The organism is Actinomadura sp. 9N407 (assembly GCF_044326315.1).
Taxonomy (GTDB): Bacteria; Actinomycetota; Actinomycetes; order Streptosporangiales; family Streptosporangiaceae; genus Spirillospora.
This window is the reverse complement of record NZ_JBIRAW010000014.1, coordinates 82,035-105,241: the sequence shown is the minus strand read 5'-3', so window position 1 is coordinate 105,241 and position 23,207 is coordinate 82,035. Positions and strand designations below refer to the sequence as shown.

Annotated in this window: 26 protein-coding genes; 19 read left to right on the top strand and 7 right to left on the bottom strand. The window is 69.7% G+C overall.

All coding sequences use genetic code 11. The features are described 5' to 3' along the window. Positions 1–72 precede the first annotated feature (72 nt). The gene (locus ACH34Q_RS23005; protein ID WP_395985081.1) at positions 73–2,577 is read left to right on the top strand and encodes a M16 family metallopeptidase; all 2,505 of its coding nucleotides are present in this window, start codon (positions 73–75) and stop codon (positions 2,575–2,577) included. A 315-nt stretch (positions 2,578–2,892) separates the two neighbouring features. On the opposite strand, the gene ACH34Q_RS23000 is transcribed toward ACH34Q_RS23005, so the two are convergent. Then, positions 2,893–3,246, bottom strand: a complete 354-nt coding sequence (locus ACH34Q_RS23000) for a VOC family protein (protein WP_395985080.1) — start codon at positions 3,244–3,246, stop codon at positions 2,893–2,895. Between the two features lie 117 nt (positions 3,247–3,363). On the opposite strand from ACH34Q_RS23000, the gene ACH34Q_RS22995 reads away from it, so the two are divergent. Next, positions 3,364–3,840 carry a winged helix-turn-helix transcriptional regulator gene (locus tag ACH34Q_RS22995; protein ID WP_395985079.1) on the top strand — a complete coding sequence of 159 codons (477 nt, stop codon included), beginning with the start codon at positions 3,364–3,366 and terminating at the stop codon, positions 3,838–3,840. A 58-nt stretch (positions 3,841–3,898) separates the two neighbouring features. On the opposite strand, the gene ACH34Q_RS22990 is transcribed toward ACH34Q_RS22995, so the two are convergent. Further along, entirely contained in the window at positions 3,899–4,582 is a 684-nt protein-coding gene (locus ACH34Q_RS22990; RefSeq protein WP_395985078.1) for a hypothetical protein, read from the bottom strand. A gap of 160 nt (positions 4,583–4,742) precedes the next feature. Between ACH34Q_RS22990 and ACH34Q_RS22985 the strand changes: the two genes are divergently transcribed. Genes ACH34Q_RS22985 through ACH34Q_RS22970 form a run of 4 tightly spaced genes read left to right on the top strand, consistent with a single transcriptional unit; the run spans position 4,743 to position 7,756 of the window. Beyond that, positions 4,743–6,713, top strand: a complete 1,971-nt coding sequence (locus tag ACH34Q_RS22985; RefSeq protein ID WP_395985077.1) for a sensor histidine kinase — start codon at positions 4,743–4,745, stop codon at positions 6,711–6,713. Beyond that, entirely contained in the window at positions 6,710–7,354 is a 645-nt protein-coding gene (locus ACH34Q_RS22980) for a response regulator (protein ID WP_395985076.1), read from the top strand. The genes ACH34Q_RS22985 and ACH34Q_RS22980 overlap by 4 nt, the downstream gene beginning before the upstream one ends. Positions 7,355–7,374: 20 nt before the next feature. Further along, the gene (locus ACH34Q_RS22975) at positions 7,375–7,533 is read left to right on the top strand and encodes a hypothetical protein (protein ID WP_395985075.1); all 159 of its coding nucleotides are present in this window, start codon (positions 7,375–7,377) and stop codon (positions 7,531–7,533) included. Positions 7,534–7,582: 49 nt separating this feature from the next. Next, entirely contained in the window at positions 7,583–7,756 is a 174-nt protein-coding gene (locus tag ACH34Q_RS22970; RefSeq protein ID WP_395985074.1) for a CsbD family protein, read from the top strand. Positions 7,757–8,010: 254 nt separating this feature from the next. Here ACH34Q_RS22970 and ACH34Q_RS22965 read toward each other — a convergent pair whose 3' ends face one another. Next, positions 8,011–8,412: a YccF domain-containing protein gene (locus ACH34Q_RS22965; protein WP_395985073.1), complete on the bottom strand. Its 402-nt coding sequence runs from the start codon at positions 8,410–8,412 to the stop codon at positions 8,011–8,013. 297 nt (positions 8,413–8,709) lie between these two features. Here ACH34Q_RS22965 and ACH34Q_RS22960 point away from each other — a divergent pair, with 297 nt between their 5' ends. From ACH34Q_RS22960 to ACH34Q_RS22930, 7 genes are all read left to right on the top strand, one after another. Beyond that, on the top strand, positions 8,710–9,288 hold the full coding sequence (locus ACH34Q_RS22960) for a dihydrofolate reductase family protein (RefSeq protein ID WP_395985072.1): 579 nt from the start codon (positions 8,710–8,712) through the stop codon (positions 9,286–9,288). 73 nt (positions 9,289–9,361) lie between these two features. Further along, complete coding sequence (locus ACH34Q_RS22955) at positions 9,362–10,102, top strand: ATP-binding cassette domain-containing protein (protein WP_395985071.1); 741 nt, start codon at positions 9,362–9,364, stop codon at positions 10,100–10,102. 214 nt (positions 10,103–10,316) lie between these two features. Further along, positions 10,317–10,817 (top strand): SRPBCC family protein, encoded by a 501-nt coding sequence (locus tag ACH34Q_RS22950; protein ID WP_395985070.1) that lies wholly within the window; start codon positions 10,317–10,319, stop codon positions 10,815–10,817. Positions 10,818–10,939: 122 nt separating this feature from the next. Then, entirely contained in the window at positions 10,940–11,281 is a 342-nt protein-coding gene (locus ACH34Q_RS22945; protein ID WP_395985069.1) for an ArsR/SmtB family transcription factor, read from the top strand. Between the two features lie 3 nt (positions 11,282–11,284). After that, entirely contained in the window at positions 11,285–11,791 is a 507-nt protein-coding gene (locus ACH34Q_RS22940; RefSeq protein ID WP_395985068.1) for an SRPBCC family protein, read from the top strand. Further along, complete coding sequence (locus ACH34Q_RS22935) at positions 11,791–12,411, top strand: dihydrofolate reductase family protein (RefSeq protein WP_395985067.1); 621 nt, start codon at positions 11,791–11,793, stop codon at positions 12,409–12,411. Before ACH34Q_RS22940 ends, ACH34Q_RS22935 begins: the two co-directional genes overlap by 1 nt. A gap of 203 nt (positions 12,412–12,614) precedes the next feature. After that, positions 12,615–13,772 carry an ROK family protein gene (locus tag ACH34Q_RS22930; protein ID WP_395985066.1) on the top strand — a complete coding sequence of 386 codons (1,158 nt, stop codon included), beginning with the start codon at positions 12,615–12,617 and terminating at the stop codon, positions 13,770–13,772. Positions 13,773–13,869: 97 nt separating this feature from the next. Here ACH34Q_RS22930 and ACH34Q_RS22925 read toward each other — a convergent pair whose 3' ends face one another. Then, positions 13,870–14,460, bottom strand: coding sequence for a short chain dehydrogenase (locus ACH34Q_RS22925; protein WP_395985065.1), 591 nt, complete (start codon positions 14,458–14,460; stop codon positions 13,870–13,872). 157 nt (positions 14,461–14,617) lie between these two features. On the opposite strand from ACH34Q_RS22925, the gene ACH34Q_RS22920 reads away from it, so the two are divergent. Further along, on the top strand, positions 14,618–15,502 hold the full coding sequence (locus ACH34Q_RS22920) for a helix-turn-helix transcriptional regulator (protein ID WP_395985064.1): 885 nt from the start codon (positions 14,618–14,620) through the stop codon (positions 15,500–15,502). 33 nt (positions 15,503–15,535) lie between these two features. On the opposite strand, the gene ACH34Q_RS22915 is transcribed toward ACH34Q_RS22920, so the two are convergent. Further along, the gene (locus ACH34Q_RS22915) at positions 15,536–16,219 is read right to left on the bottom strand and encodes a LysR family transcriptional regulator substrate-binding protein (RefSeq protein ID WP_395985063.1); all 684 of its coding nucleotides are present in this window, start codon (positions 16,217–16,219) and stop codon (positions 15,536–15,538) included. A 55-nt stretch (positions 16,220–16,274) separates the two neighbouring features. On the opposite strand from ACH34Q_RS22915, the gene ACH34Q_RS22910 reads away from it, so the two are divergent. Continuing rightward, complete coding sequence (locus ACH34Q_RS22910) at positions 16,275–16,658, top strand: DUF5997 family protein (protein WP_395985062.1); 384 nt, start codon at positions 16,275–16,277, stop codon at positions 16,656–16,658. 102 nt (positions 16,659–16,760) lie between these two features. Here the strand turns inward: ACH34Q_RS22910 and ACH34Q_RS22905 are convergent, their stop codons facing one another. After that, on the bottom strand, positions 16,761–17,156 hold the full coding sequence (locus ACH34Q_RS22905) for a DUF1801 domain-containing protein (protein ID WP_395985061.1): 396 nt from the start codon (positions 17,154–17,156) through the stop codon (positions 16,761–16,763). Positions 17,157–18,185: 1,029 nt separating this feature from the next. On the opposite strand from ACH34Q_RS22905, the gene ACH34Q_RS22900 reads away from it, so the two are divergent. The 3 genes from ACH34Q_RS22900 to ACH34Q_RS22890 all read left to right on the top strand — a co-directional run bounded on the left by ACH34Q_RS22900 (position 18,186) and on the right by ACH34Q_RS22890 (position 19,888). Beyond that, entirely contained in the window at positions 18,186–18,599 is a 414-nt protein-coding gene (locus ACH34Q_RS22900; protein WP_395985184.1) for a helix-turn-helix transcriptional regulator, read from the top strand. 10 nt (positions 18,600–18,609) lie between these two features. Then, positions 18,610–19,023, top strand: a complete 414-nt coding sequence (locus ACH34Q_RS22895; protein WP_395985060.1) for a VOC family protein — start codon at positions 18,610–18,612, stop codon at positions 19,021–19,023. 64 nt (positions 19,024–19,087) lie between these two features. After that, positions 19,088–19,888 carry a VOC family protein gene (locus ACH34Q_RS22890; protein ID WP_395985059.1) on the top strand — a complete coding sequence of 267 codons (801 nt, stop codon included), beginning with the start codon at positions 19,088–19,090 and terminating at the stop codon, positions 19,886–19,888. A 185-nt stretch (positions 19,889–20,073) separates the two neighbouring features. Here ACH34Q_RS22890 and ACH34Q_RS22885 read toward each other — a convergent pair whose 3' ends face one another. After that, the gene (locus ACH34Q_RS22885; RefSeq protein ID WP_395985058.1) at positions 20,074–21,612 is read right to left on the bottom strand and encodes a class I adenylate-forming enzyme family protein; all 1,539 of its coding nucleotides are present in this window, start codon (positions 21,610–21,612) and stop codon (positions 20,074–20,076) included. Positions 21,613–21,902: 290 nt separating this feature from the next. Here ACH34Q_RS22885 and ACH34Q_RS22880 point away from each other — a divergent pair, with 290 nt between their 5' ends. Next, on the top strand, positions 21,903–23,090 hold the full coding sequence (locus ACH34Q_RS22880) for a lipid-transfer protein (RefSeq protein WP_395985057.1): 1,188 nt from the start codon (positions 21,903–21,905) through the stop codon (positions 23,088–23,090). The last annotated feature ends 117 nt before the right edge of the window (positions 23,091–23,207 follow it).

The following is a 23,207-nucleotide window of genomic DNA, read 5'->3' as shown; positions in this document are numbered from 1 at the left end:
CGCAGCGGAACAGGGACGGGACGAAGGGTGACCGATACCGATAAGAGATCGTTTTCTGCACGGGCGAATTGTATGATCTTGCGACGCGAATGGGGAGGCCGTGTGGACATTTTACGTACGGAAATCGACGGTGTGCCGGTTTTCTGGAGCGAGGGCAGGCCAGGTGACGACTATCAGGCGGCCCTGGTGTTCCGGGTGGGACGGGCCGACGAAACCCTTGCCCGAGGTGGAATCACCCATCTAGTGGAGCACCTGGCACTGCACGGCGTGGACAATGCCGACTATCACTACAACGGTAGCGTGGACGCCATCACCACCATGTTCGTCACGAAAGGCGAGCCCGGTAAGGTCGCCGCCTTCCTGGCCGCCGTTTGCGATTCGTTACGCGCTTTGCCCTTGGACCGCCTCGAAGCCGAGAAGAACATCCTGCGTACCGAGGCCGACGGGCGTGACCCGGGCCTGGCCGGGGAGTTGCTGCTGTGGCGTTACGGGGCCGCCACCTACGGCCTGCCCGCCTATCCGGAACACGGCCTGGCCGACTACACCGCCGCCGACGTCCAGGAATGGATGGGACGCTGGTTCACGCGGCAGAACGCGGGACTGGTCCTCATCGGAGGCCCGCCGCCGGAGGGATTGCGGCTCGTCCTTCCCGAGGGTGAACGGCGGCCCGTCCCGGTGCCCACCAGTGCTCTGCCGTACACGCCCGCCTATTTGAACAGCGCCGTCAACGGTGTCGCGCTGAGCGGTATCGTGCCGCGCTCCGCCGCCGCCACGCTCTACAGCGAGATCCTTGAACAGCGCCTGCACCGCGTGCTGCGGCGGGTCGGCGCACTCAGTTACACCACGAACGTCGAGTACCAGCCCCGCACGAACGACACCGCGCAGATCCTGGCGTACGCCGACGGGCTCGCCGAGGTGCAGCCGGAACTGGCGCAGCGGTTCCTCGCCGAACTCGACCGCATCGCCGTCGAGCCTTTGGACGCGTCCGAACTCGCCGAAGCGGTGGCGGCCCGGCATGACCGTCTCGCCTCCGACGAGGCTCGCCGGAACCGCGCCACGGGGCAGTGCATGGACGAACTCATGGGCTCCAAGCCTCGGACCACCGAGGAACTGCTGGCCGAACTGGACGCGATCGAACCGCGGGACATCCAGGCGGTGGGCCGCACCGTCCTGGACAGCGCGCTGCTGATGCTGCCGAACGGCCAGGAGCCGGAGGGAGCGCGCTTCGTTCCCGCGCCGACCGTCGCCACCGCCGCGGTGGAAGGCCGCGTCCACACCAGGCCCGACAACCCCCGGCTCGGTTTCATCGTCGGTCCGGAAGGGGCGACGCTCCTCAGCGGGCCCCAGATGGCGACGGTCCGGTTCGACCAGTGCGCCGCCGTGCTCGGCTGGCCGGACGGAGCGCGCGTACTGATCGGCCTGGACGCCATGAGCGTCGCCATCGAGCCGAACCTCTGGCACGGCGGCTGGACGGCGGTGGCCGAGATCGACCGGCACCTGCCCGCCGGCCTGGGGGTGACCATGCCGGCCCGTTCCCACGACAAGATCCCGCCCCGCCCGCCCAACGTCACCGACGATGTGCCGGCGCCGCCGCACGTCCAGAAGAAGCCGCCGCGCACCATGGCGGAAGCCGGCCTCATCGGCATCCTCCGCGACCGCCGACGCCGTCCCCCTTGGGACGACCCGGCGCTGGCGGCCGTGCTGCCCAGGGTAAGAAGCGGCGACCTTCAGGCGGGCTTGGAACTCCTGTCCCGCACTCGCGGCGACGCGGAGACCCGCTGCCTTCACCTGGAGAACCTGGCCGAAGAAGCCATCGGCCAAAGCGCACAACTGACGTGGCTGGCGAGCAATGACCCCGGCAACCCCGATGCGTACATGTGGCTGGGCACCGTCCGTCTCAAAGAGGCATGGGAGGCACGCTCCGCTTACCGCGCCGAATACGTCAGCGAAGAACAGTTCGCCAACTTCTGGCAGATGCTGGCCCTGGCAGGACCGCCCCTCTACCGCGCCGCCGCACTACTGCCCGCCGACCCCGTCCCCTGGGGCGAGCTGATGTGGCATGGCATCGGCATGCAACTGGACCGCGACGAACAGGACCGCATCTGGGGGGAGCTGACCCGGCGCAGCCCGTTCCTGTACGACGCCCACATCACCCGTTCCCAGGTGCTGGCGCGCAAATGGTGGGGGTCGGACGCCGAGCTCCTGGACTTCGCCGAATCGACCGTCGCAGCCGCCCACCCCGGCGACCCGGTGACCACCGTCCTGGCGGTGGCACATCTGGAGATCGGCGGAGAACTCGGCACCTTCGACGACCTGGACGCCTACCTGGCCCGCCCCAGCGTCCACACCGCCCTGGCGAACGCGGCCGACCGCTGGCAGGCGAATCCCCGCCCGCACCCCCGGACCATGGAGGCCCACCAGTACTTCGGCGCCGTCTTCTACCGCGCGGGCGACCACGACAGAGCCCGCCACCACCTGAGCCGAGCGGGCCGTACCAAAGCAGTCGACAGAGCATGGGGCTATGCGGACGACGCCCAGAGCCTGCTGACGCAGGCCCGCCGGCACGTGCGCGCCTGAGCTTCGATACCTGTGGTGGGTCCTGACCGGACGGTGACCAGTAACACACCGTCCCCGGGTGGCGACTGAAAGTCATTACTGGACAATCGACATCAATGACCTCACAGAACCCCCAAGGCTGGTCCACCGCAGACTCCACCGTTCACCCGCTCGCACCAGGCAGCGTCCCGCCGCCCAACCTCCCTACGAGGTCCGGTGGACCTGCGAGGCCCTGGTCTCCTGACGCGCGGAGCGGCGAGTCTCCGGCTTCCCGCCTGCCCGGCCGGCGCACGGTAGATGCCGGCCGGGCACGATGTCGTACGGCGACGCCTGGACTTAGGCGTCCTGCTTGAACTGGATGATCTGGAGGTAGTTCCCGTCCGGGTCCGCGAACGTCCCGAAGCGGCCGGCGGGGCGATCCGCGGCGGGAGCGATCCACTCCACGCCGGCCGCCCGCAGTTGCGCCTCGACGGCGTCGAAGTCGTCGACGTGGAAGTTCAGGATCATTCGGCCCGGCTCGCTGTTCTTCGCGTCGACGTCGTCGCGCTGATCGATGACCAGCAGGACGCCGCCGAGATCGATCGGCCCGTCGCCCTCGTGCCCCGGGGCGAGCGCCCTGCGGTACCAGTCACGCAGTTCCGCGGGCCGGGTGGTGCCGAGAAGGATGCTGCCGAGTTTCTGCGTGCCCATTCCAGATCTCCTTGTCGTCGAATGCGAATCCCGCATCAAACCCGGGCCGCTTGCATCATGCAAGTAACCGTAGCCCGGACGCTTTCATGACGCAAGTGCCTCGGTAGACTGGGATGCATGCTGGGGAAGACCTATGACTCACAGGTGTGTTCGATCGCCCGCGCCCTGGAGGTCATCGGCGAACGCTGGAGCCTGCTGATCGTCCGCGACGCCCTGTTCGCCGGGGCGACCCGCTACAACGACTTCCAGCGCCGCCTGGGCATCGCGACCAACATCCTCAAGGCCCGGCTCGACGGCCTGGTCGAGGCCGGGATCATGCGGCGCCACAGGTACTCCGAGCAGCCCGAGCTGTACGAGTACCTGCTGACCGACAAGGGGCGTGCGCTCGGACCCGTGCTGGTGACGCTCACCGAGTGGGGCGACCTGTGGGCGACCGACGGGGAGCCGCCGATCCTCTACACCCACTCGGTGTGCGGCACCGGAATCACCCAGCGGACGGTGTGCGCCCACTGCGGTCAGGTGGACGACCCGTCCGAGATCCAGGCCACGATCGGGCCCGGCATGCCCCCCGGACGCGTACCGCCCAAGGCTTGACCTTCAGCGCGATTCGCTCGCGACGGCTCGGCGGTCACCACCTCGGGGTCACCGCCCATCATGCGGCCTTTTCCGAGGCCGGCAGCGGGGTCCGTGCGTAGGCGAGCGCGACCGTCGCGAAGCCGATCGTCGTGAGGCCCCAGGCAAGACCGTCGAGGGCCGCGTTCGGCACCACGACGGCGAACACGAAGTGCAGCGGCTGGGAGATCACAATGGTCAGCGCGGCCCAGGCCGGTACCGCCCCGCCACGCCAGAGCGCCGTACCGAGCAGCACCACGCCGAGGACATGGCCGATGACGAAGACGGCGGTCGCGACGACGGTCGAAGGGTGCGCGTCACCGAGGAGCCGGGCGGCGATGGCGGGGTCGAGCCCGGCCCGTACCGCCGACAGAGCCGTCTGGTCGGTGCCCAGGAGCGCGTACAGCCCGGAGAAGCCGGCGGTCGCCAGGACCAGCCCGGCCGTGCCCAGCCGCGGGCTGTAGCGGGCGGCGTACAGGCCGACGGCGATCACACCGGGAACCGCGGTGAGGACGCCGATGAGCCCGAGCCAGAGCACGGCGCTCTGGGCCCCTTGATGGGCGGTGACCTTGTCGATGACCGCGGCGTAGTCGTCGGTGGTGGTGTACGGGAGGACGGCCCGCAGAATCGCGATGGACAGCGGTCCGATCGGGATGAGCAGGGCGAGTGCGATGCGGCGCACCGGGACCGCCGTCCGGGTGCTCGGCGCCATGGTCGCGGTCATGTGGTCTCTCCTTTGGCTGAGGGCCGTGGTGGCGACAGCCTCCGTCCGTTCGGCACCCACCCGCATGAGTGCCGGGGTGGAGCCGGCCGGGAGAACTTCCCGGGCGTCCTGGGTGCGCGCACCCAGGACAAGCGGGCGCCGGTGACCGCATCATGTGGCCATGGCCACTGACGTCGCGCGGGGACGGACGGCCCTGTGCGCGGTCGCATTGTTCGGTTTAGCGGCCGCCGAGGTCGTCACCGCGGTGATCGGCGTCCTGGTCGTCGGCCGCGGATTCGAGCACGCGCTGAACTCCTTCGTGGTGACCAATTCCGTGATGGGGCTGGCCTTTCCCGTGTGCGGACTCCTGCTGGCCTACCACCGGCCACGCAATCCGATCGGCTGGCTGCTGCTCGCCGACGGCATCGGGCACGCCACCACCGCCGCGGTCGTCCCACTGGCAGAGGGAGGGCTCGCCGCCGGCTGGCCACCGGGACTGCTTCGCGCCCTGGTCACGGTCGGCGCGTACGCGTGGCCGTGGTCGATCGGCCTGTTCCTGCCGCTGATCCTCCAGCTCTTCCCCGACGGCCGTCCGCTCGGACCCGGCTGGCGTTACGTGGCATGGGGAACGGCCCTGACGGCACCGCTGTTCGTCTTGGAGCTGGGAGCCGAACCGGAAGCCCTCGTCCCCGGCATCACCGGGTACCTCACGTTGCCGGACCACGACCGGCTCCAGCCGTTGTGGACCATCGCCGAGTTCCGGTTCGTCGTCACCGCGGCCCTGGGCCTGGCCGCGCTGACCGTCCGCTACCGGCGCGGCGGCGAGGTCCTGCGCCGGCAGCTGCTCTGGCTGCTGCTGGCGGTACTGATCATGCTCGTGGTGACGACACCCTGGGCCCTCATCGCGGGCACCCCCGCCTACGTGCTGTTCTCGATCCCGCTCGTGCCGATCGCCATGACGATCGCGATCCTGCGGCACCGGTTGCTGGACATCCGCCTGGTCGTGTCGCGGACGGTCCTCTACGTCATGCTCACCGCCGGTGTCATCGGCGTCTACCTGGGGCTCGTCCTGCTGCTCGACCAGATCCTGCGGCGTGAGGTGGGGCTCGGCACCTCCGCGCTCGCGACCGTCGTGATCGCGGCCGGGTTCAACCCCGTCCGGGTACGGCTGCAGCGCGGCGTGGACCGGGTGCTCTACGGAGACCGCGCCGATCCCGTCCGGGCCGTGTCGCGGGTCGGCGCGCGGCTGGGCACCGGCCTGCCCGGGGTACTCGAGGCGGTACGGGAGGCGTTGCGGATGCCGTTCGCCGCGCTGCGCGCCGGCGGCGCCGAGGTGGCCGCGTCCGGTTCCGCGCCTGAGGTGCTCCACACGATCCCGCTCGCGTACGGCGAGGAGCGGGTCGGCGAGCTCGTCATCGGCCTGCGGCCGGGCGAGAAGCGGCTGAGCGGCGCCGACCGCGCGCTGCTCGAACTGCTCGCGGCCCCGCTGTCGGTCGCCGTCCGCTCGGTCGCCCTCTCCCAGGAGCTGCAGCGGTCCCGGGAGGCGATCGTCCTGGCCCGCGAGGAGGAGCGGCGGCGCCTCCGCCGCGACCTGCACGACGGGCTCGGCCCGGTGCTCACCGGCGTCACGTACAAGGCCGACGCGGCGGGCAACCTCCTCGGCCCCGATCCGGACGAGGCCCGCAGGCTCCTCGCCGAGCTGCGCACCGAGACGGCCCAGGCCATCGACGACGTCCGGCGGGTGGTCTACGACCTGCGCCCGCCGGCGCTGGACGACCTCGGCCTGGCGGGCGCGATCCGGCAGCGCGCCGCGCACCTGGATCGCGTCGACCTGACCGTACGGGTCACCGCCCCGGAACTGCCCGCACTGCCGGCCGCGATCGAGGCCGCCGCCTACCGCATCGCGGTCGAGGCGCTCACCAACGCCGTGCGCCATGCCGGTGCCGGCCGGATCGATGTACGCATCAACGCCGACGGGAGGCTGCGCGTGGAGGTACAGGACGACGGGGCCGCCCCGGCCGGGCGGTGGCTGCCCGGAGTGGGCATGACGTCCATGCGCGAGCGCGCCGCGGAACTGGGCGGCACCTGCGCCGCCGGACCCTGCCCCGGCGGGGGCCTGGTCGTCGCCGTCCTGCCGCTGGGGGCACCATGATCACGATCGTCCTCGCCGACGACCATCCCATCGTCCGCAGCGGACTGCGGGCGCTGCTCGGCTCCATCGAGGGGCTGCGCGTCGTCGGCGAGGCGGCCGACGGCCACGCGGCGGTCCGCGAAGCGGTCACCCACCGGCCGGACGTCCTCGTCATGGACATCCAGATGCCCGGGCTGGACGGCATCGAGGCCACCCGGCAGGTCACCCGCTCCGCGCCCGAGGTCGCGGTGCTCATGCTCACCATGTACGAGGACGACGACTCGGTGTTCGCCGCCATGCGCTCCGGCGCCCGCGGCTACCTGCTCAAGGGCTCGCACCAGGACGACATCGCCCGCGCCATCCACGCCGTCGCCGCCGGCGAGGCGATCTTCGGTCCGGGCGTCGCCCGGCGGGTGCTCGGCTTCTTCGCCGCGCCGCAGCCCGCCGATCAGCCGTTCCCCGAGCTCACCGACCGCGAACGCCAGGTCCTCGATCTGATCGCCGCCGGCCGTCCCAACGGCGAGATCGGCGGACGGCTGGCCATCGCGCCCAAGACCGTGGCCAACCACATCTCCAGCATCTTCACCAAACTCCAGGTGGCCGACCGGGCCGAGGCCATCGTCCGCGCCCGCCAGGCCGGCCTCGGCCGCCGCCCGCGATGAGCGTCATGGAAGGAAGCCCGATGTCCCGTCCCGAACTCTCCGGAGTCCACCATGTGAAGATCCCCGTCACCGCGCTCGGCCGTGCCGCCGAAGGCTGCAGGGGCTTCGACCCCGTCGGCTTCGGCGTCCAGAGCCCGCCGCTCGACGGGTCGTCGCATCTCTGCTTGCGCGGCGGGTAGGGGCGGTCCGTACGACAACGTAGTCGAGCGCAGGGGGGACGGATTTTCGATGGCCAAGCAGGATAAAGCCGCCAATACCGCAGACAAGGTCAAGGGCAAGGCCAAGGAAGCGGCAGGCAAGACGACCGGGAACGAGCGTCTCCAGGCCGAAGGCAAGTCCGACCAGGTCAAGGGGGACATCAAGCAGACCGGTGAGAAGGCCAAGGACGCCCTCACCGACTAGACCCACCATGACCAGCGGGCCGCAGCTTCTCGAGGTTGCGGTTCGCTGCCATGTGATCCGGCATGGCAACCGCGCTGCTCACCGAGCCACTCGTCCAACGGCCAGAAGCGGGTGAGTTGCCCTGGGCCCCGCAACTCCTGCGGTCAGCGAGTGATCCGCACGCCGGCCGGCGCGCGTTCGGGGCCGGGTCGAACCGGTTGAGTGCCGTCACCAGTCCCATGCGGCACGGTGGGCGGCAGCCCAGGTGGGATGTCTCAGCCGGCGGCGTAGAAGCTCCGCGGGTCGTTCGTCGACACGATCTCACGGCCCAGCGGCGTCAGCGAGACGGGGATCAGCTTGAAGTTCGCGATGCCCAGCGGGATGCCGATGATCGTGATGCACAGCGCGATGCCGGTGACGATGTGCCCCAGCGCCAGCCACCATCCGGCGAAGATCACCCAGATGATGTTGCCGATGGTCGACGCCGCGCCCGCGTCCGTACGCCGGACCAGTGTCCTGCCGAACGGCCAGAGCGCGTAGTTCGCTATCCGGAACGACGCGATGCCGAACGGGATCGTGATGATCAGGACGCAGCAGATGATGCCCGCGATGGCGTAGGAGATGGCCATCCAGATTCCGGCCAGCACCAGCCAGATGACATTGAGTAGGGTGCGCACCGGCACACCGTAGCGAACTCGTCTCACACAGGTGTATCGACGTGAGGCGCCAGGCTCGATGACGGTCCTGACGCGTGGGCCGTGTTTCAGCGACGGCCGCGTCAGGCAGGGCGCGAGCCTCCTCGGGAGCGTTGGGGCGTGAACGGCATCCGTGCCGGTAGCGAGTCGGCCCGCCTGCCCGAGGGTGGGACGGTTGCGGCGCTGTTCTGATCGCGCTGTCGTTGCCGTCCAAGACGGTCCCGCGTTTGCGATCTAGTGTGAACCCAGCAGCTTGCTCGATCATTAGGAGACGGCACCATGCGTGATCTGGTCTACACCGGTTTCATGTCGCTCGACGGCGTCGTGGACTCACCCGGCGGCGGGCCGGGGGAGGAGCACCGCAGCGGCGGCTGGGTGTTCAAGGACCTCGAGTTCGTCCCGGAAGCCTGGTCGCTGAAGGGTGAGGAACTCGCCGACACGACGGCGCTGATGTTCGGCCGCCGCAGCTACGAGGCGTTCGCGCGGGTCTGGCCGGGCTCGGAGGACCACGCCGACTACAAGGAACTGCCCAAGTACGTGGTGTCGACCACGCTGGCGGACGATGCCCTTGTCGATGGGTGGGGGCCGACGACGATCCTGCGCTCGACCGAGGATGTCGCCGCGCTCAAGGAGGGCGAGGGCGGCGCGATCTTCATCCACGGGAGCGCGGAGCTGGCCGGGCGACTGTCGGACGCGGGCCTGATCGACCAGTACAACCTGCTCGTCTTCCCCGTACTGCTCGGTGCCGGGAAGAGCCTGTTCGGACGGGCCGACCGCGACAAGCAGATGCTGAGGCTCCGGGAGTCGGAGAGCTACTCGAACGGGATCCTGAAGCTGGTCTACGACCTCGAGCGCTGATCCAGGTCGAGGGCGATCGCGCCGCCGGCGCGTGCCCTACGCTGAGCGCGTTCCCTCCAGAACGGACCTCCCGATGCCTGCCGAACTGTGTGGACTGACCGTCCACATCGACACGGGCCGGTGGAACGAAACGGTCTTGGACGCCGTCGATCTCGTCGTGCCGGACGGGAAGATCACAGCCCTCCTCGGCGAGTCCGGATGCGGCAAGTCCATGGCGGCCGCGGCGCTCACCGGCTCGCTCCCCGACGCCGCCCGCAGCACGGGGCAGGTACGCATCGACGGCGAGCCGGTGCGCGCTCAGCGCCAGTGGCGGCGCCTTCGTGGCGGCACCGTCGGACTGCTGCCCCAGGCCGGTGTCACGGCTTTCCACGCCGAGGACACCGTCGGCGCGCAGTTGCGTGCTCTGGAAGACCGGTACCGGCGATGGAGCGTCGACCGCGCCTGCGCGGCCGCCCGGTACCCGACCGAGTTGGTCGATCTCTACCCGAACCAGCATTCGGGCGGCCAGATCCAGCGCGCCGCGCTCGCCGCCGCTCTCCTGCCCCAGCCCCGGGTCCTTGTCGCGGACGAACCGGCGGCATCTCTCGACACCGAGACCGCCTACGGTGTCTGGACCGCCCTCCGCCGGTACGCCGACGCCGGAGCCGCGGTCCTCATGATCACCCACGACGTGCCGATGCTCACCGCGGCCGAGATCGCCGACCACGTCGTGCTCATGCGCAGTGGAAAGGTCATCGCCACGGGCGGCCTGACCGACCTGGCCGCCCTCGATGACCCGTATGTGCGCGGCTTCTTCCAGCCGAGCGGTTACTGACCGCGCGATTTGGGCGACCTGCGACAGGCACCGCGTAGCGGATCCGCGCAGGCGTTCCAGGCGTGCGGAGCCGCTCGTCTCGGCCGCTCGCCACCATCTCGTCCGCGGCACGCTATAAAGATCAGCGCTCAGTTTAGAGAGCACTGCTCTTGACGTGATCCGAAGCGTGCGTGATCATTGCTCATGAAAGAACGCACTGAGCTTGGGGAGTGTCATGAAGATCTTCTATGCCGGGCCGTCGCTTGAGCGTCTGCACGAGGAGTACGCCAAGAAGGGGCTGCTCGATGAGAACGCGCCGGTGAAGTCGTCCTCCTCGGCCGTGGTGAACGCTCCCATCGGCAAGGTGTGGAAGCTTCTCGCCGACATGGCGAGCTGGCCGGACTGGCGCTCGGACGCCCACGTCGTCGAACTCGGCGAGATGAAGCCGGATGCGACCTTCCGCTGGAAGATCCGGGGATCGGCTATCAAGTCGACCTTCGCTGTCGTGGAGCCCGAGCGGGAGCTCACCTGGACCGGTGTCGCGATGGGCATGATGAAGGCGATCGACCGGATGACGCTCAGTGAGACCGCGGACGGCCAGACGCTGGTCACCGTCGAGGAGTCGATGTCCGGCCCGCTCCTGACGCTCTTCTACAGCAGCGCCAAACTTCGCAAGGGTCATGAGGACCTGCTCCGCATGCTGAAGACGGCCGCCGAAGAGACCGCGCACGTGTGATCCCCGTTCGCTTGCAGAAGTTCCGCCCGTCGCCGCAGATGAAGAACGTCGCACCCTGCAGTGTCCACTGCTCCCGTCGGCCGCGGAGTTGACGCATGCCGATATCGGCATATGATTGCGCCATGGCACGAGCAGCGACGACGTCGGACGTCTTCAACGCGATCGCCGAGCCGCAGCGCCGGGAGATCCTGCTGCTGCTGCGGACGGGTGAGCGGCCGGTGACCGAGCTGGCCCGGGAGCTGGGAATGACCCAGCCGGGGGCGTCCAAACACCTCCGGGTGCTCCGGGAGGTCGGGCTGGTGCGGGACCGCAGGGCGGGTAAGCAGCGCCTGTACGGCCTTGACGCCCGCGGGCTGCGGCCGGTCCACGAGTGGACCGGCGGGTTCGAGCGGTTCTGGAACGAGGGCTTCGACCGGCTGGACGCGTACGTGCAGGACCTCAAACAGGCGAAACAGGAGGAGTGACCGATGGCGGCGACAGGACGGGACGCGCCGGCGCAGCAGGCGACGGCCGACCGCGAGATCGTGATCTTCCGGGACATCGACGCACCGCGGGAGCTGGTGTTCGAGGCGTTCACCGAGGTCCGGCACCTGTCACGGTGGTGGGGACCGGAGGGGTTCAGCACCACCACGCGGGCGTTCGAGTTCCGCGTCGGCGGAGAGTGGGACTTCGTGATGCACGGACCGGACGGGACGGACTACCAGGAGTGGATCACCTGGACCGAGCTCGCCCCGCCGGACCGGATCGCGATGCTGCACGGTGAGACCCGCGGCGACCCGAACGCCTTCGAGTCGGTCCTCACGTTCACCTCCGACGGTGCGGCGACCCGGATCGAGATGCGCACGGTGTTCCCCACCAAGGAGCTGCGCGACCAGGCGGTCGAGAAGTACCACGCGATCGAGGGCGGCCGGCAGACCCTGAGCAACCTGGCGGCCTACGTCACCGAGATCGTCCGGAAGGGAGCGGAGGGCTGATGGCCGGGAAGGTGTTCTTCAGCGTGTCGATGTCGCTGGACGGGTTCATCGCGCCCGAGTCCAGCGAGGAGTTGATGGGGCGGCAGTGGATGGAGCTGCAGCGGTGGGTCTTCCCGCAGCGGTTCTTCCGGGAGAACCTGAAGCTCGGCGGGGGCGGCGAGGAAGGGCGCGACAACGACATCGTGCGGGAGACGTTCGAGCGCACGGGCGCGAGCGTGATGGGCAAGCGCATGTTCGACGCCGGCGAGCAGATGTGGCCGGAGGAGGCGCCGTTCCACACGCCGGTCTTCGTCGTGACGCACGAGAAGCGCGACCCCTGGGAGCGGCCGGGTGGGACCACCTTCCACTTCGTCAACGACGGCATCGAGTCCGCGCTCGACCAGGCCCGCGAGGCCGCCGGCGATCGGGACGTCCGCATCGCGGGCGGCGGCGCGACGATCCTGGAGTACGTGAACGCCGGCCTGATCGACGAGTTCTCGATCGCGCTCTCACCCGTGCTGTTCGGCTTCGGAATCCGCCTGTTCGAGGGCGTGGACGCGAGCCGCGTGGCCCTGGAGCCGGTCCGTGCGGAGCCCTCCCCGAGGGTGACGCATCTGACCTACGCGGTCCGGGAGCGGTAACTGACGTGTCCATGGCCGCAATCCCGGGTCAATAGTAAAATAGCGGCAAAGTCATTTGCGGACAAACGCGTTCGAATCGGTTCCGACGGCGTATCCGCCGGAAAAATTCAGTCGCTCCGGACGGTGTTCTGGCATATGGCACCATTAGTGCGGTGAAAGGCGGAACTCCACAGGAGGGAATCCGCAGACACCACCTCGGGGCGGTGCTGCGGCAGGTCCATCTGACCGGCCCGATCTCGCGCGCGGCGCTGGCGAACCGGCTGGGCCTGAACCGCAGCACGATCCTGGCGCTGACCACGCAGCTCACGGCGGCGGGGCTGGTGCGCGAGGAGGCCGCAGGGGCGACCGGACGTGCGGGCCGGCCGTCCCTGGTGGTGCGGCCCGAGAGCGGCCGGTGGTACGTGCTGGCCTTCGATGTGGCGGTCGATCGGCTGGTCGCGGCCAGGGTCGGGCTCGGCGGCACGGTACTGGAGCGCAGGGAGGCGCCCCGGCGGCGCAGCAAGCATGCCGATCTTCACGACGTGGCCGGTGTCCTGGCCGGGTTCGGCCGCGCGCTCGTGGACGCGGCGCCCCAGGGCGCGAGGTGCGTCGGGGTCGGCGCGTCGTACTGCGGCCTGGTCAGGGCCGCCGACGGGATGGTGCGCCTGGCTCCCAACATGGGCTGGACCGACCTGGATTTCGCACCCGCGCTCAGCCGGCGACTGGGCCTGGGGCTGCCCGTGGCCGTCGGCAACGAGGCGCATCTGGGCGCGCTGGCCGAGCATGTACGCGGAGCGGGCGTCGGCCATCGGAATCTCGTCTACCTGCATGGGGATGTCGGGGTGGGCGGCGGCATCATCGTCGGCGGCAGGCTGCTGGACGGCGATGACGGCTACGGCGCCGAACTCGGGCACATGATCGTCAATCCGCAGGACGGCCGTCCCTGCAACTGCGGTTCGCGTGGCTGCCTGGAGGCGGAGGTGGGCGAAGCGGCGCTGCTGGAGGAGTCCGGACGCACCGGGGGGCCGGTCGGCCGGGACGGCGTGCGAGCCGTCGTGGAGGCGGCCGAGAACGGTGACGCGGCCGCCCGCAAGTCCCTGGACCGGGTCGGCGAGTGGCTCGGGATCGGCGTGGTCAATCTGATCAACCTCTTCAATCCCGGCGTCGTCGTCTTCGGCGGCACGCTCGGCGGGATCTACCAGGGCACGGCACCCCGGATCCACGCGCGCGTGGCGGCCAGCGTCCTGCCCGTCTCCCGGGAGCGGGTACAGCTGCGCACCGCGGTGCTGGGCGACAACGCCACCCTGGTCGGCGCGGCGGAACTCGCCTTCACCCGCGTCTTGGCCGACCCGTTGGACACCCTCGCCCGCACAACACCGTGAGAGCGTCCGGGCCGCTGGGAAGGTCAGCAGGCGTCGAGTTCCCCAGCGCATGAACGCCCCGGCGCCGCACGGAGGCGGACGGTGCCGGCGCCGGCGTTCACGGCGCCACCGGGAGCGTTCGGCCGTGGGCGCGGCCCTCCACGGCGTCCACGTAAATGCGGGCGACGTCGGCCGCCGGGGTACCGGAGGCGGGGTCCATGCCCAGCGCGTGAAGGGTTTCGCGGACCCATCCGGGGCTGACGCAGTTCAGGCGAACGCCCCGCGGCATCTCGACGGCGGCGGCTCGGACGAACGCCTCCAGGCCCGCGTTGACCAGGTGACCGAGCGAAGCACCTGGGACCGGCTCGAGAAACCTCCCACTGGTGATCGTGACGGATCCGCCGTCCCGTACGTGGGTCAGCGCTCTGCGGACGAGGTTCACCTGTCCGATCAGCTTGCCGTCAAGGCCGCGCCAGTAGTCGGTGTCCGACCGCGTGTTCAGCGGTGCCAGGCCGCCGCTCGCCGCACAGCACACCACCGCGTCCACTCGGCCGATCTCCGAGAAGAGCGCGTCGAGCGATGCGGCGTCGTCCATGTCCGCCCGCACCGGGCCCCGGCGCGACACGCGCACCACGTCGTGGCTCGCTTGCAGCGCCTCGGCGACCGCACCGCCGATGGTCCCCGTCGCACCGATCACAATGATCTTCACTGTATTTCCGTTCCGGAAGGCCTGAAGGGCTGTTGTGCCCGGACACCAGACTGCGACCGGCGGTGAGACCCATCCAGCCCTCCACCAGGTGTGCACCTGCGGTGGCTACACCTGGCAGGTGCAGGCTCAACGGCTGCGAGTCCGCGATACTGCGCGTATGGACGGACAGGGGGAGTTGGGCGAGTTCCTGCGATCGAGGCGGGCGCGGTTGCAGCCCGAGGACGCCGGACTGCCCACGTTCGGGGGACGCCGCCGGGTGCCCGGCCTGCGGCGCGAGGAGCTGGCTCATCTTGCTGGGGTGAGTGCCGGCTACTACACACGCCTGGAACAGGGTCAGAGCCCCAACGCCTCGGACGCCGTGCTCGACGCCGTCGCCCGTGTCCTCCGCCTGGACGAGGCTGAACGCGCCCACCTGTACGCGCTGGCCCGGCCGAAGGCGAGGACGCGACGCGAGCCGGCCAGGCCCGAGCGGATCCGGCCAGGGGTACACCTCATGATCGACTCGTTCGGGGACGTGCCCGCACTGGTCATGGGCCGCTTCCTCGACGTCCTCGGCTGGAACCCGATGGCGCACGCGCTGCTGGCCGGGCACCTGGACTTCGACGCGCCGAACCGGCCTGCCGACCGCCCCAACATCGCCCGCATGCTGTTCCTGGACCCCCACATGCGCGAGTTGTACGGCGACTGGCCCCGCAAAGCGCGCTCCAGCGTCGCCGACCTGCGGCTCATCGCCGGCCGCCATCCCGATGACCCTGGCCTGACCGCTCTCATAGGTGAATTGACGGTCAGAAGCCCGGAATTCGCGAAACTATGGGCGGCGCATTCCGTCGGCGACTGCGGCACTGACACGCGCGTCTACCACCACCCGATGGTGGGCACCATGGCATTGCACGCCGAGTTCATGACCCTTCCGAACGACGGGGGGCAGCGGGTGGCCGTGTTCAATGCCGAACCGGGCTCACCGTCCGAAGCCGCCCTACGCCTTCTCGCCGATCTGACCGCCGCAGGAAGTCCGGGCATCAGCCAGGTATTGGCCAAATAAATGCAGCATTTCCGGCTCCTGTCATGACCCTCTTCACGTCCGGCGGCGTTTTGGGCGGTGGCGCTTGGGGGCGGAGCGCTGGAGCGGTGGCTTCTTACGGGCGGGCTGCTGTTGGGGGTTGCGGCCACGGGAACTGTTGGCAGTGCGGCCGCGGACGATGCCGATCAGTTCCTCCATGAGATCGGACGTCCCGCCCTCGAGCCAGGCCAGGCCGATCTGGGACTGAGGAGCGTCGGTCACGGTGCGGTAGGTGAGGTCCTTGCGGTGGTGGAGGCGGGCCAAAGACTGTGGGAGCAGGAGGATGCCGGCCCCCGTCGCCACCAACTCGATCGCCTCGGCGGTGCTCTCAGGACGGGTGAAGGCGGGCTGCCCGGGGCGGTCGCCCCAGGCCAAGACCTCGTCGAGCGGCTGGAACACGTCCTCGTCCGCGAGAACGGCGAGCTCCACCTCCGCCTCCGTGGCCACCACGTGATCCTTTGGCACCACCACCACGGTCGTCTCCAGGTACAGCGGGATCACATGGAGGGCTTCGCGGTCGACGGGCAGGCGTACGAACGCCGCGTCCACACCACCCTCCCGCAGCAGGGGGACGACGTCGGCGGCGGGCATCTGCACCAGCCGAAGCGGCACCTCCCGCACCCGCTCGGCCCACACCCCGGCCCACTTCCCGGGCGTCACCCCCGGCACGTAGGCCAGCCGGAACTCACCATTGGTCACTTCCTCAGCTTAGTCGCGTCCAGGCAACTCCCTTCCGCTGGCTACCCTTGAGGTCATGACCCCGTCCAAGGCGAAAACCTCGCAGACCATGAAGTCCGCGACCGCGGCCAAGAAGCTGGGGATCCTGCTGTCGGCAGCGCCCGCCGAGTTCCAGGACGGTCCTGTCTCCCGGGACGAATTGAACGCGCTCCAAGCCGACCCGCCCGCTTGGCTCGCCGACCTGCGCCGCGAGGGGCCCCACCCCCGCCAGGTCATCGCCGCCAAGCTCCGCGTGTCCGCCTCAGGTCTGGCCCGGGCCGGCATTACGAGCCCCCTGACCACGGCCGAGATCGAGGATCTGAAGGCCGAAAACCCCGACTGGCTAGAGCGCGAGCAAGCCATCCAAGCCAAAGTGCGCGAAGAGGAACTCCGACTCAAGCAGCAGCGCGCCACGGCCTGACCCGCGTGAGCCCCGGCGTCCGAGGCCTGCGACGCGGCGAGGCTTGCGGACTCGCATGGCCGGACCTCGGCTCCGGCACCGTGCTCCAAGCCCAGCGGGGTGTCAGCTCACGGCCTTCTTGACGAGAGTGGTGATCGTCTTTTCGGCCTCGTCGCTCAGCTCGGTCACGGCGTAGGAGATCGGCCACAGGCCGCTGTCGTCGTCGAAGGCGGCTTCGGCGGTGAAGCTGAAGGTCGAGTAAGGCTCCCCGTCCGCGTGCCCGCTGCGGAAGAAGCACACGACCTTGCCTTTTCTGGCGTAAGCGGGCTGTCCGTACCACAGTCTCGGTGACAGTTCCGGGGCGTTGGCGGTGACGATGGCGTGGATGCGTTCGGCCACCGCGCGGTCCGATGCCTCCATCTCCGCGATCTTCGTCAGCACGTCGAGTTCCGCGGCGGCCGCCTTGCCGCCGCGACTACGGTTCGCCTCCTGCTTCAATTCCGCGGCGCGCTCCTTCATGGCGGCACGTTCCTGCTCGGAGAAGCCGCTGGTGCCCTGGTCGCCGGCGTTCGCGCTCATTGCTGTCGCCCTTCTGATCGTGATCGGTGTGAAGCGCTTTCGACGTTAGCCATGCGGTGCGACCTGGCGCTTCTCGATTCTTGACCGGTGCTCGGAGCCCCCCGCTCGCAGGCCGTCATGGCCTGCTGCGGCCTGTGAAAGGCCACTGACGGCGCCGGTACGGGAGTTAGCGTAGAGGGCGTGACCGGGGACGATCCCGCGTCCCGGACATGGCGGCGTGCTTGGCCCGCCGGACGCCTGGTACCTGAGATCCGCACTGCTCCTTCTCGAAGGCCGATCACATTGCAGCTCGAAACGACCGCCCACCCGCTGGGGAGCGCCCCGTGTCCGGTGTGCGGCACTCCGCCACCCGCCCGCCGCACCGGCCGCCCCGCCACCTGGTGCTCTATTTCCTGCCGCCAGGCCGCCTACCGCGCCCGCCGAGGCGTCGCCCGGGCCCTGCGGACCGCCGCCGAGGTCTCCGACCGGATCGCCGGTGACGGCTATGGCGAGGTTCAGGCCGCCGAGCGCGCCCTGGCCGACGCGGTGCGGGCCATGCACGGGCGGCTCCGCGACGCGGACGCGCTCGCCGACGAGGTCCGCTGGGAGAGCGACCTCGCCGCCAGAGCCCGCGAGCTGGCCCGCGCCGCCGTCGACATGGCCGAGCTGGCCGACCAGCATGTCCGCGCCGCCGCTGACTACCGCGCCGCCTGCGCCGTCTTTCGTCACCCCGGGTCAGCGCTGGTGCCGCGTGACGAAACCGGTGCACGTTGCGTCGCCGACACCACAGAGCATGCCTCGGCCACGAAACCCGCCGGCCCCGTGAGCAGTGGCCCGGACGAGATCGAACTGGCCGAGCGCGAGCCCGACGAGGCTGCCGGGGGGCCCTACGCCCCGCACACCGGAGCGCCGAGTGCGGCCGGCGGCGGAGATGCGGGCAGCGGTCCGCGCAGTGGCCGTACGGGCCTTGGACCTGAGGAGGCGCAACGTGTGCGCGACATCGCCGTGATCCGCCGTGTCCACGACCGGATCGATCGCGAGTACGCCAGGCCGCTGAACATGGAGGCACTGGCCCGTGGGGCGCACCTGTCGGTCGGGCATCTGAGCAGGGAGTTCCGCCGCGTCTACGGTGAGTCTCCGTACTCGTACCTGATGACCCGGCGGATCGAACGGGCGATGACGCTGCTGCGCCGCGGCGACCTCAGCGTCACCGAGATCTGCTTCGCGGTGGGCTCCTCCTCGCTGGGCACGTTCAGCACGAGGTTCACCGAGTTGGTCGGCGTGCCGCCCAGCGTCTATCGCCGCGACCATGCCGAGGCAGGGGCGGGGATCCCGCCGTGCTTTGCCAAGCAGGTGACCAGACCGGTCAGAAATAAAGAAGCACCCCCCGGTAGCTCTGCGTAGCGTGGCGGACATGAGAATCACCATTCACTACGCCTTCCTTCCGCACACCGACGCCGAAGCCGCCCTGGTCTTCTACCGCGACATCCTGGGCTTCGAGGTCCGCAAGGACGTCGGGTACGAGGACATGCGCTGGATCACCGTCGGACCGGTCGGCCAGCCCGGCACCTCCATCGTGCTGCACCCGCCCGCCGCCGACCCGGGCGTCACCGACCAGGAGCGCGGCACCATCCTGGACCTGATCGCCAAGGGCGCCTATACCGCCGTCACGCTGGGCACCGACGACCTCGACGGGCTGTTCGACCGCCTCCAGGCCGCAGACGCGGACGTCGTCCAGGAACCCATCGACCAGGACTACGGAGTCCGCGACTGCGCCTTCCGCGATCCCGCCGGCAACCTCATCCGGATCAACCAGCTCACCGAGTGAGCCGGTCCGCACCCCTGTCCACCACCAGACCGACCGGCCCTGACAGCGCGAAGGAGCCATCCCGATGGCGCTCTCTCTCGACATCATCACGCTCGGTGTACCGCAGGTAGAAGCCGCACGTACCTTCTACGCGTCCGCGTTCTCTTCCGCGGCCACCGGCGACGACCACACCGCAGGCCTGGACCTGAACGGCACCGGACGGCTCGCCGTCGACCAGATCGAGGCACTGGCCACCCACGCCGGGACGAAACCGGCGACCTCGGGCTTCCGCGGCTACGTCCTGTCCTGCATCGTCGACCGGCCCGCGGAGGTCAAGGCCCTCCTCGACACCGCCGCCGCCAACGGCGCGACGGTCGTCAAGCCTGCCAAGAAGGCGCTCTTCGGCGAGTTCGCCGCCGTCTACCAGGCGCCGGACGGAGCCGTCTGGAAGCTGGCCGCCGCCACCAAGAAGGACACCGAACCCGTCCCCGACCCTCCGCAGCCGACCGAGACCGCCGTCTTCCTCGGCGTCGCCAAGCCGAAGGCGTCCAAGGCGTTCTACGAGACGCTGGGCATGAGCGTCGACCGCGACTACGGCGACAAGTTCATCGACTTCACGATCGCCGACGGCGTGTGCCGGCTGGGCCTGCTGCCACGCAAGGGCCTTGCCAAGGACGCCGGTGTCGACGAGCACGGCGACGGCTTCTCCGCGCTCGTCCTCACCCACACCGCCCCTTCACGCGACGATGTCGACACTCTTCTCGCCGCCGCGGCCTCTGCCGGCGGCCGGGTCACCACCCCGGCCACCCAGACCGACGAGGGCCACTACGCCGGGCACTTCACCGACCCGGACGGCTACCACTGGCGAATCACCACCCACCCATGACCACGACCGGCCTGTCACGGCGCGTTCACCAGAGGCCGAGGAGACGATCGCCGCCCTCGGCGAGCGGGCCGTGAGCCGCCCTCGTGTCACTGCGGACCCTGCACGGCATACATCCTGGCGCCTACAGGGCGGTCGCGGTCTCTTCCAGAGATGCCGGCAAGTGCGTCGCAGTCGACGGTAACCGGCTACACCATGCGGGTTCGGCCTTCCCAGAATTCATCGCGCAGGACCCGCTTCAGCACCTTGCCGACGGGGGAGCGCGGAAGTTCGCGGATGATCACGGACTTGGGGGTCTTCACCGGTCCCAGCGCCTCCCTGCAGGTGGCGATGACGAGCGCCGGGTCGATCTCGTACCCGCTCTTGGCCTCGACCACCGCGGTCACCGACTCGCCCCACTTGTCGTCGGGAAGGCCGATCACGGCACAGTCGTTGACCCCGGGGATCGTGTGGATGACCTGTTCGACCTCCCGCGGGAAGACGTTGAAGCCACCGCTGATGATCATGTCCTTCTTGCGGTCGACGATGTAGACGAAGCCGTCGGCATCGCGGTACCCGATGTCACCGGTGCCGTGCCAGCCGTCCGGACGGCGCGTTTCGGCCGTGGCGGCCTCATTGCCGTCGTAGCCGCGCATCACCAGGTCGGAGCGGATGACGATCTCGCCTCGCTCGTCCACGGGGAGCAGCCGGCCGTCCTCTCCCATGATCTGGACGTCGGCGACCAGCGATCGGCGACCGCAGCTCTGCAGCCTGGTGCGCAGCTCGGGACGGGAGGCCGCGGCCGCGATCTGCTCCGGGCCGAAGAAGGTGCAGATGAAGGGTGACTCCGCCTGTCCGTAGACCTGGGTCATGACCGGTCCGAACACCTCGACCGCTTCGGCCAGCCGGTCGGCGGCGATGGGTGCCGCGGCGATCAGGAAGTACCGCAGCGAGGAGAAGTCCCGCTCGCGGACATCGGGGTGCGCGAGAAGGGTGTAGACGGCGGTCGGCGGCAGGAACAGCTGTGTCGCGCGGTGGCGCTCGATCGAAGTGAAGATCTCCTCGGCGACGACACCCTGGTGCACGATGACGGTGCCGCCGGACGCCAGTACGGGGAAGGCGGCCAGGCCCGCGGCGTGGGTCATGGGGGCCGCCAGGATGTAGACCGGCGGCCGGCTCTCGGGCATGTGGGCGTTGAACGCCAGCGACATGAGCTGGACCTGCCGGTTGTTCAGCGGCACGCCCTTGGGCGCCCCGGTGGTCCCTCCGGTTCCGGCGAGCATGGCGACGCCCTCGGGGTCGACCGGCGCGCGGTCCGCGCGTGTGCCGACCGGGGCCATCCAGTCCTCGATGTCCTCCATGGCCAGGACGTGCTGGACGTCGGGCACTCCCTTGAGGAGTTCGTCGGTCTCCGCGAGCAGTGACGGATGGCGGATCACCGACCGGCAGTCGAACAACTGCAGGAGCTCGCCCAGGTCGCGGGGGGTCGAGCGGCTGTTCATGGCGACCCAGGTCGCGCCGGCACGCAGCAGGCCGAGCATGCAGACGAAGGCCATCGGGTCGTTGGGGCTGTACACCCCGACCCGGCTTCCCTGCCCGATACCGAGCCTGGCCAGGCCCGCGGCGACACGGTGGGTGAGGTCCGCCACCTCGGCGTAGGACAGCCGAGCGGAGCCGTCATGCGTCATCAGGCAGTCCCGGTCAGGGTTCAGGACCGCACCACGATCGAGATAGTCGATCAAGTTCATGACCTCACAGCCTTCCTGGACGCCGGCCCGCGGTCTCGGGAGTGCCGCGGCGGGCGCCGCGAGCCGGCGAGCCGGCCCGCCGATCTACCCGGCACCCGCGTGTCCGAACGCGGCCACACTCCGTTCCCTCACGGGCGCGAGGATTAAGTAATTCTCCAGCAGAGTCATCCAACCGATCCTGCTTCCCTGAAGAGTGCCACTAAGTGCACTCTTGTTTCAAGATGTAAATCATGATTAGGCTCTGCCCGCACTGCGAGGCGCGGTGGCCGGATCGAGATCTCGGAGGCAGGATGGACCAGCGGGTGTGTGTGGCCGGTGTCGGGATGATCCCGTTCGCCAAACCGGGGCAGAGCGAGTCCTACGACGTGATGGGAGCCGAGGCCGTACGGGCCGCGCTCGCCGACGCCGGGGTGGAGTACGCGTCGATCCAGCAGGCGTACGCCGGCTTCGTCTACGGCGACTCCACCAGCGGGCAGGTGGCCCTGTACTCCGTGGGACTCAGCGGCATCCCCGTGGTCAACGTGAACAACAACTGCTCGACCGGGTCCTCGGCCCTGTGGCTGGCACGGCAGGCCGTGGCCGGCGGGGCGGCGGAGTGCGTGCTGGTCCTGGGGTTCGAGCAGATGCAGCCCGGGGCCTTGGGCATGCACTGGAAGGATCGGCCCAGCCCGGTCGAGAAGTTCAACGAGGTCATCACCAAGGCCCGCGGCTGGGACCCTGGCGCACCGTTCGCCGCCCAGTATTTCGGCGCCGCCGGCGCCGCGTACGCCGAGCGCCACGGGGTGGCCCCGGACACCTTCGCCAAGATCTCGGTCAAGGCCCGGCGGCACGCGGCCAACAACCCCTACGCCGTGTTCCGCAAGCAGGTCACGCTCGAAGAGGTGCTCGCCTCACCGGTCATCTACGGCCCGCTGACCCGGCTGCAGTGCTGCCCGCCCACCTGCGGCGCGGCGGCGGCGGTGATCTGCAGCGAGGACTACGCCCGGCGCCACGGCCTGCGTACCGACGTGGTGATCCGCGGCCAGGCGATGACGACCGACCGTCCCTCCAGCTTCGACGAGTCCGACCTCACCAAGCTGGTCGGCTACGACATGACCAAGGCCGCGGCGGAGCAGGTCTACGAGTCCACCGGAGTCGGCCCCGAGGACATCGGCGTGGTGGAACTGCACGACTGCTTCACCACCAACGAGGTGCTCAGTTACGAGGCGCTCGGGCTCACTCCGGAGGGAACGGCCGAGAAGTTCATCTCCGACGGAGACAACACCTACGGCGGCCGGGTCGTGACCAACCCGTCCGGCGGCCTGCTGTCCAAGGGCCATCCGCTCGGCGCCACCGGGCTGGCCCAGTGCGCCGAGCTGGTCTGGCAGCTGCGCGGGCAGGCCGGGGCCCGGCAGGTGGACGGCGTGAAGCTCGCGCTCCAGCACAACATCGGGCTCGGCGGCGCCGCCGTCGTGACCCTCTACGAGAAGACCGGCTGATCCACCCGCTCGCGTCCGAGCGTCCAGCGGTCGGAGACCGCACGGCCGGCCACCGGCTGGCGCACGTTCCTTCCAGCAGGCGGCGCACCGCTTCCCCGCTGGAACAGCTCTGTACGA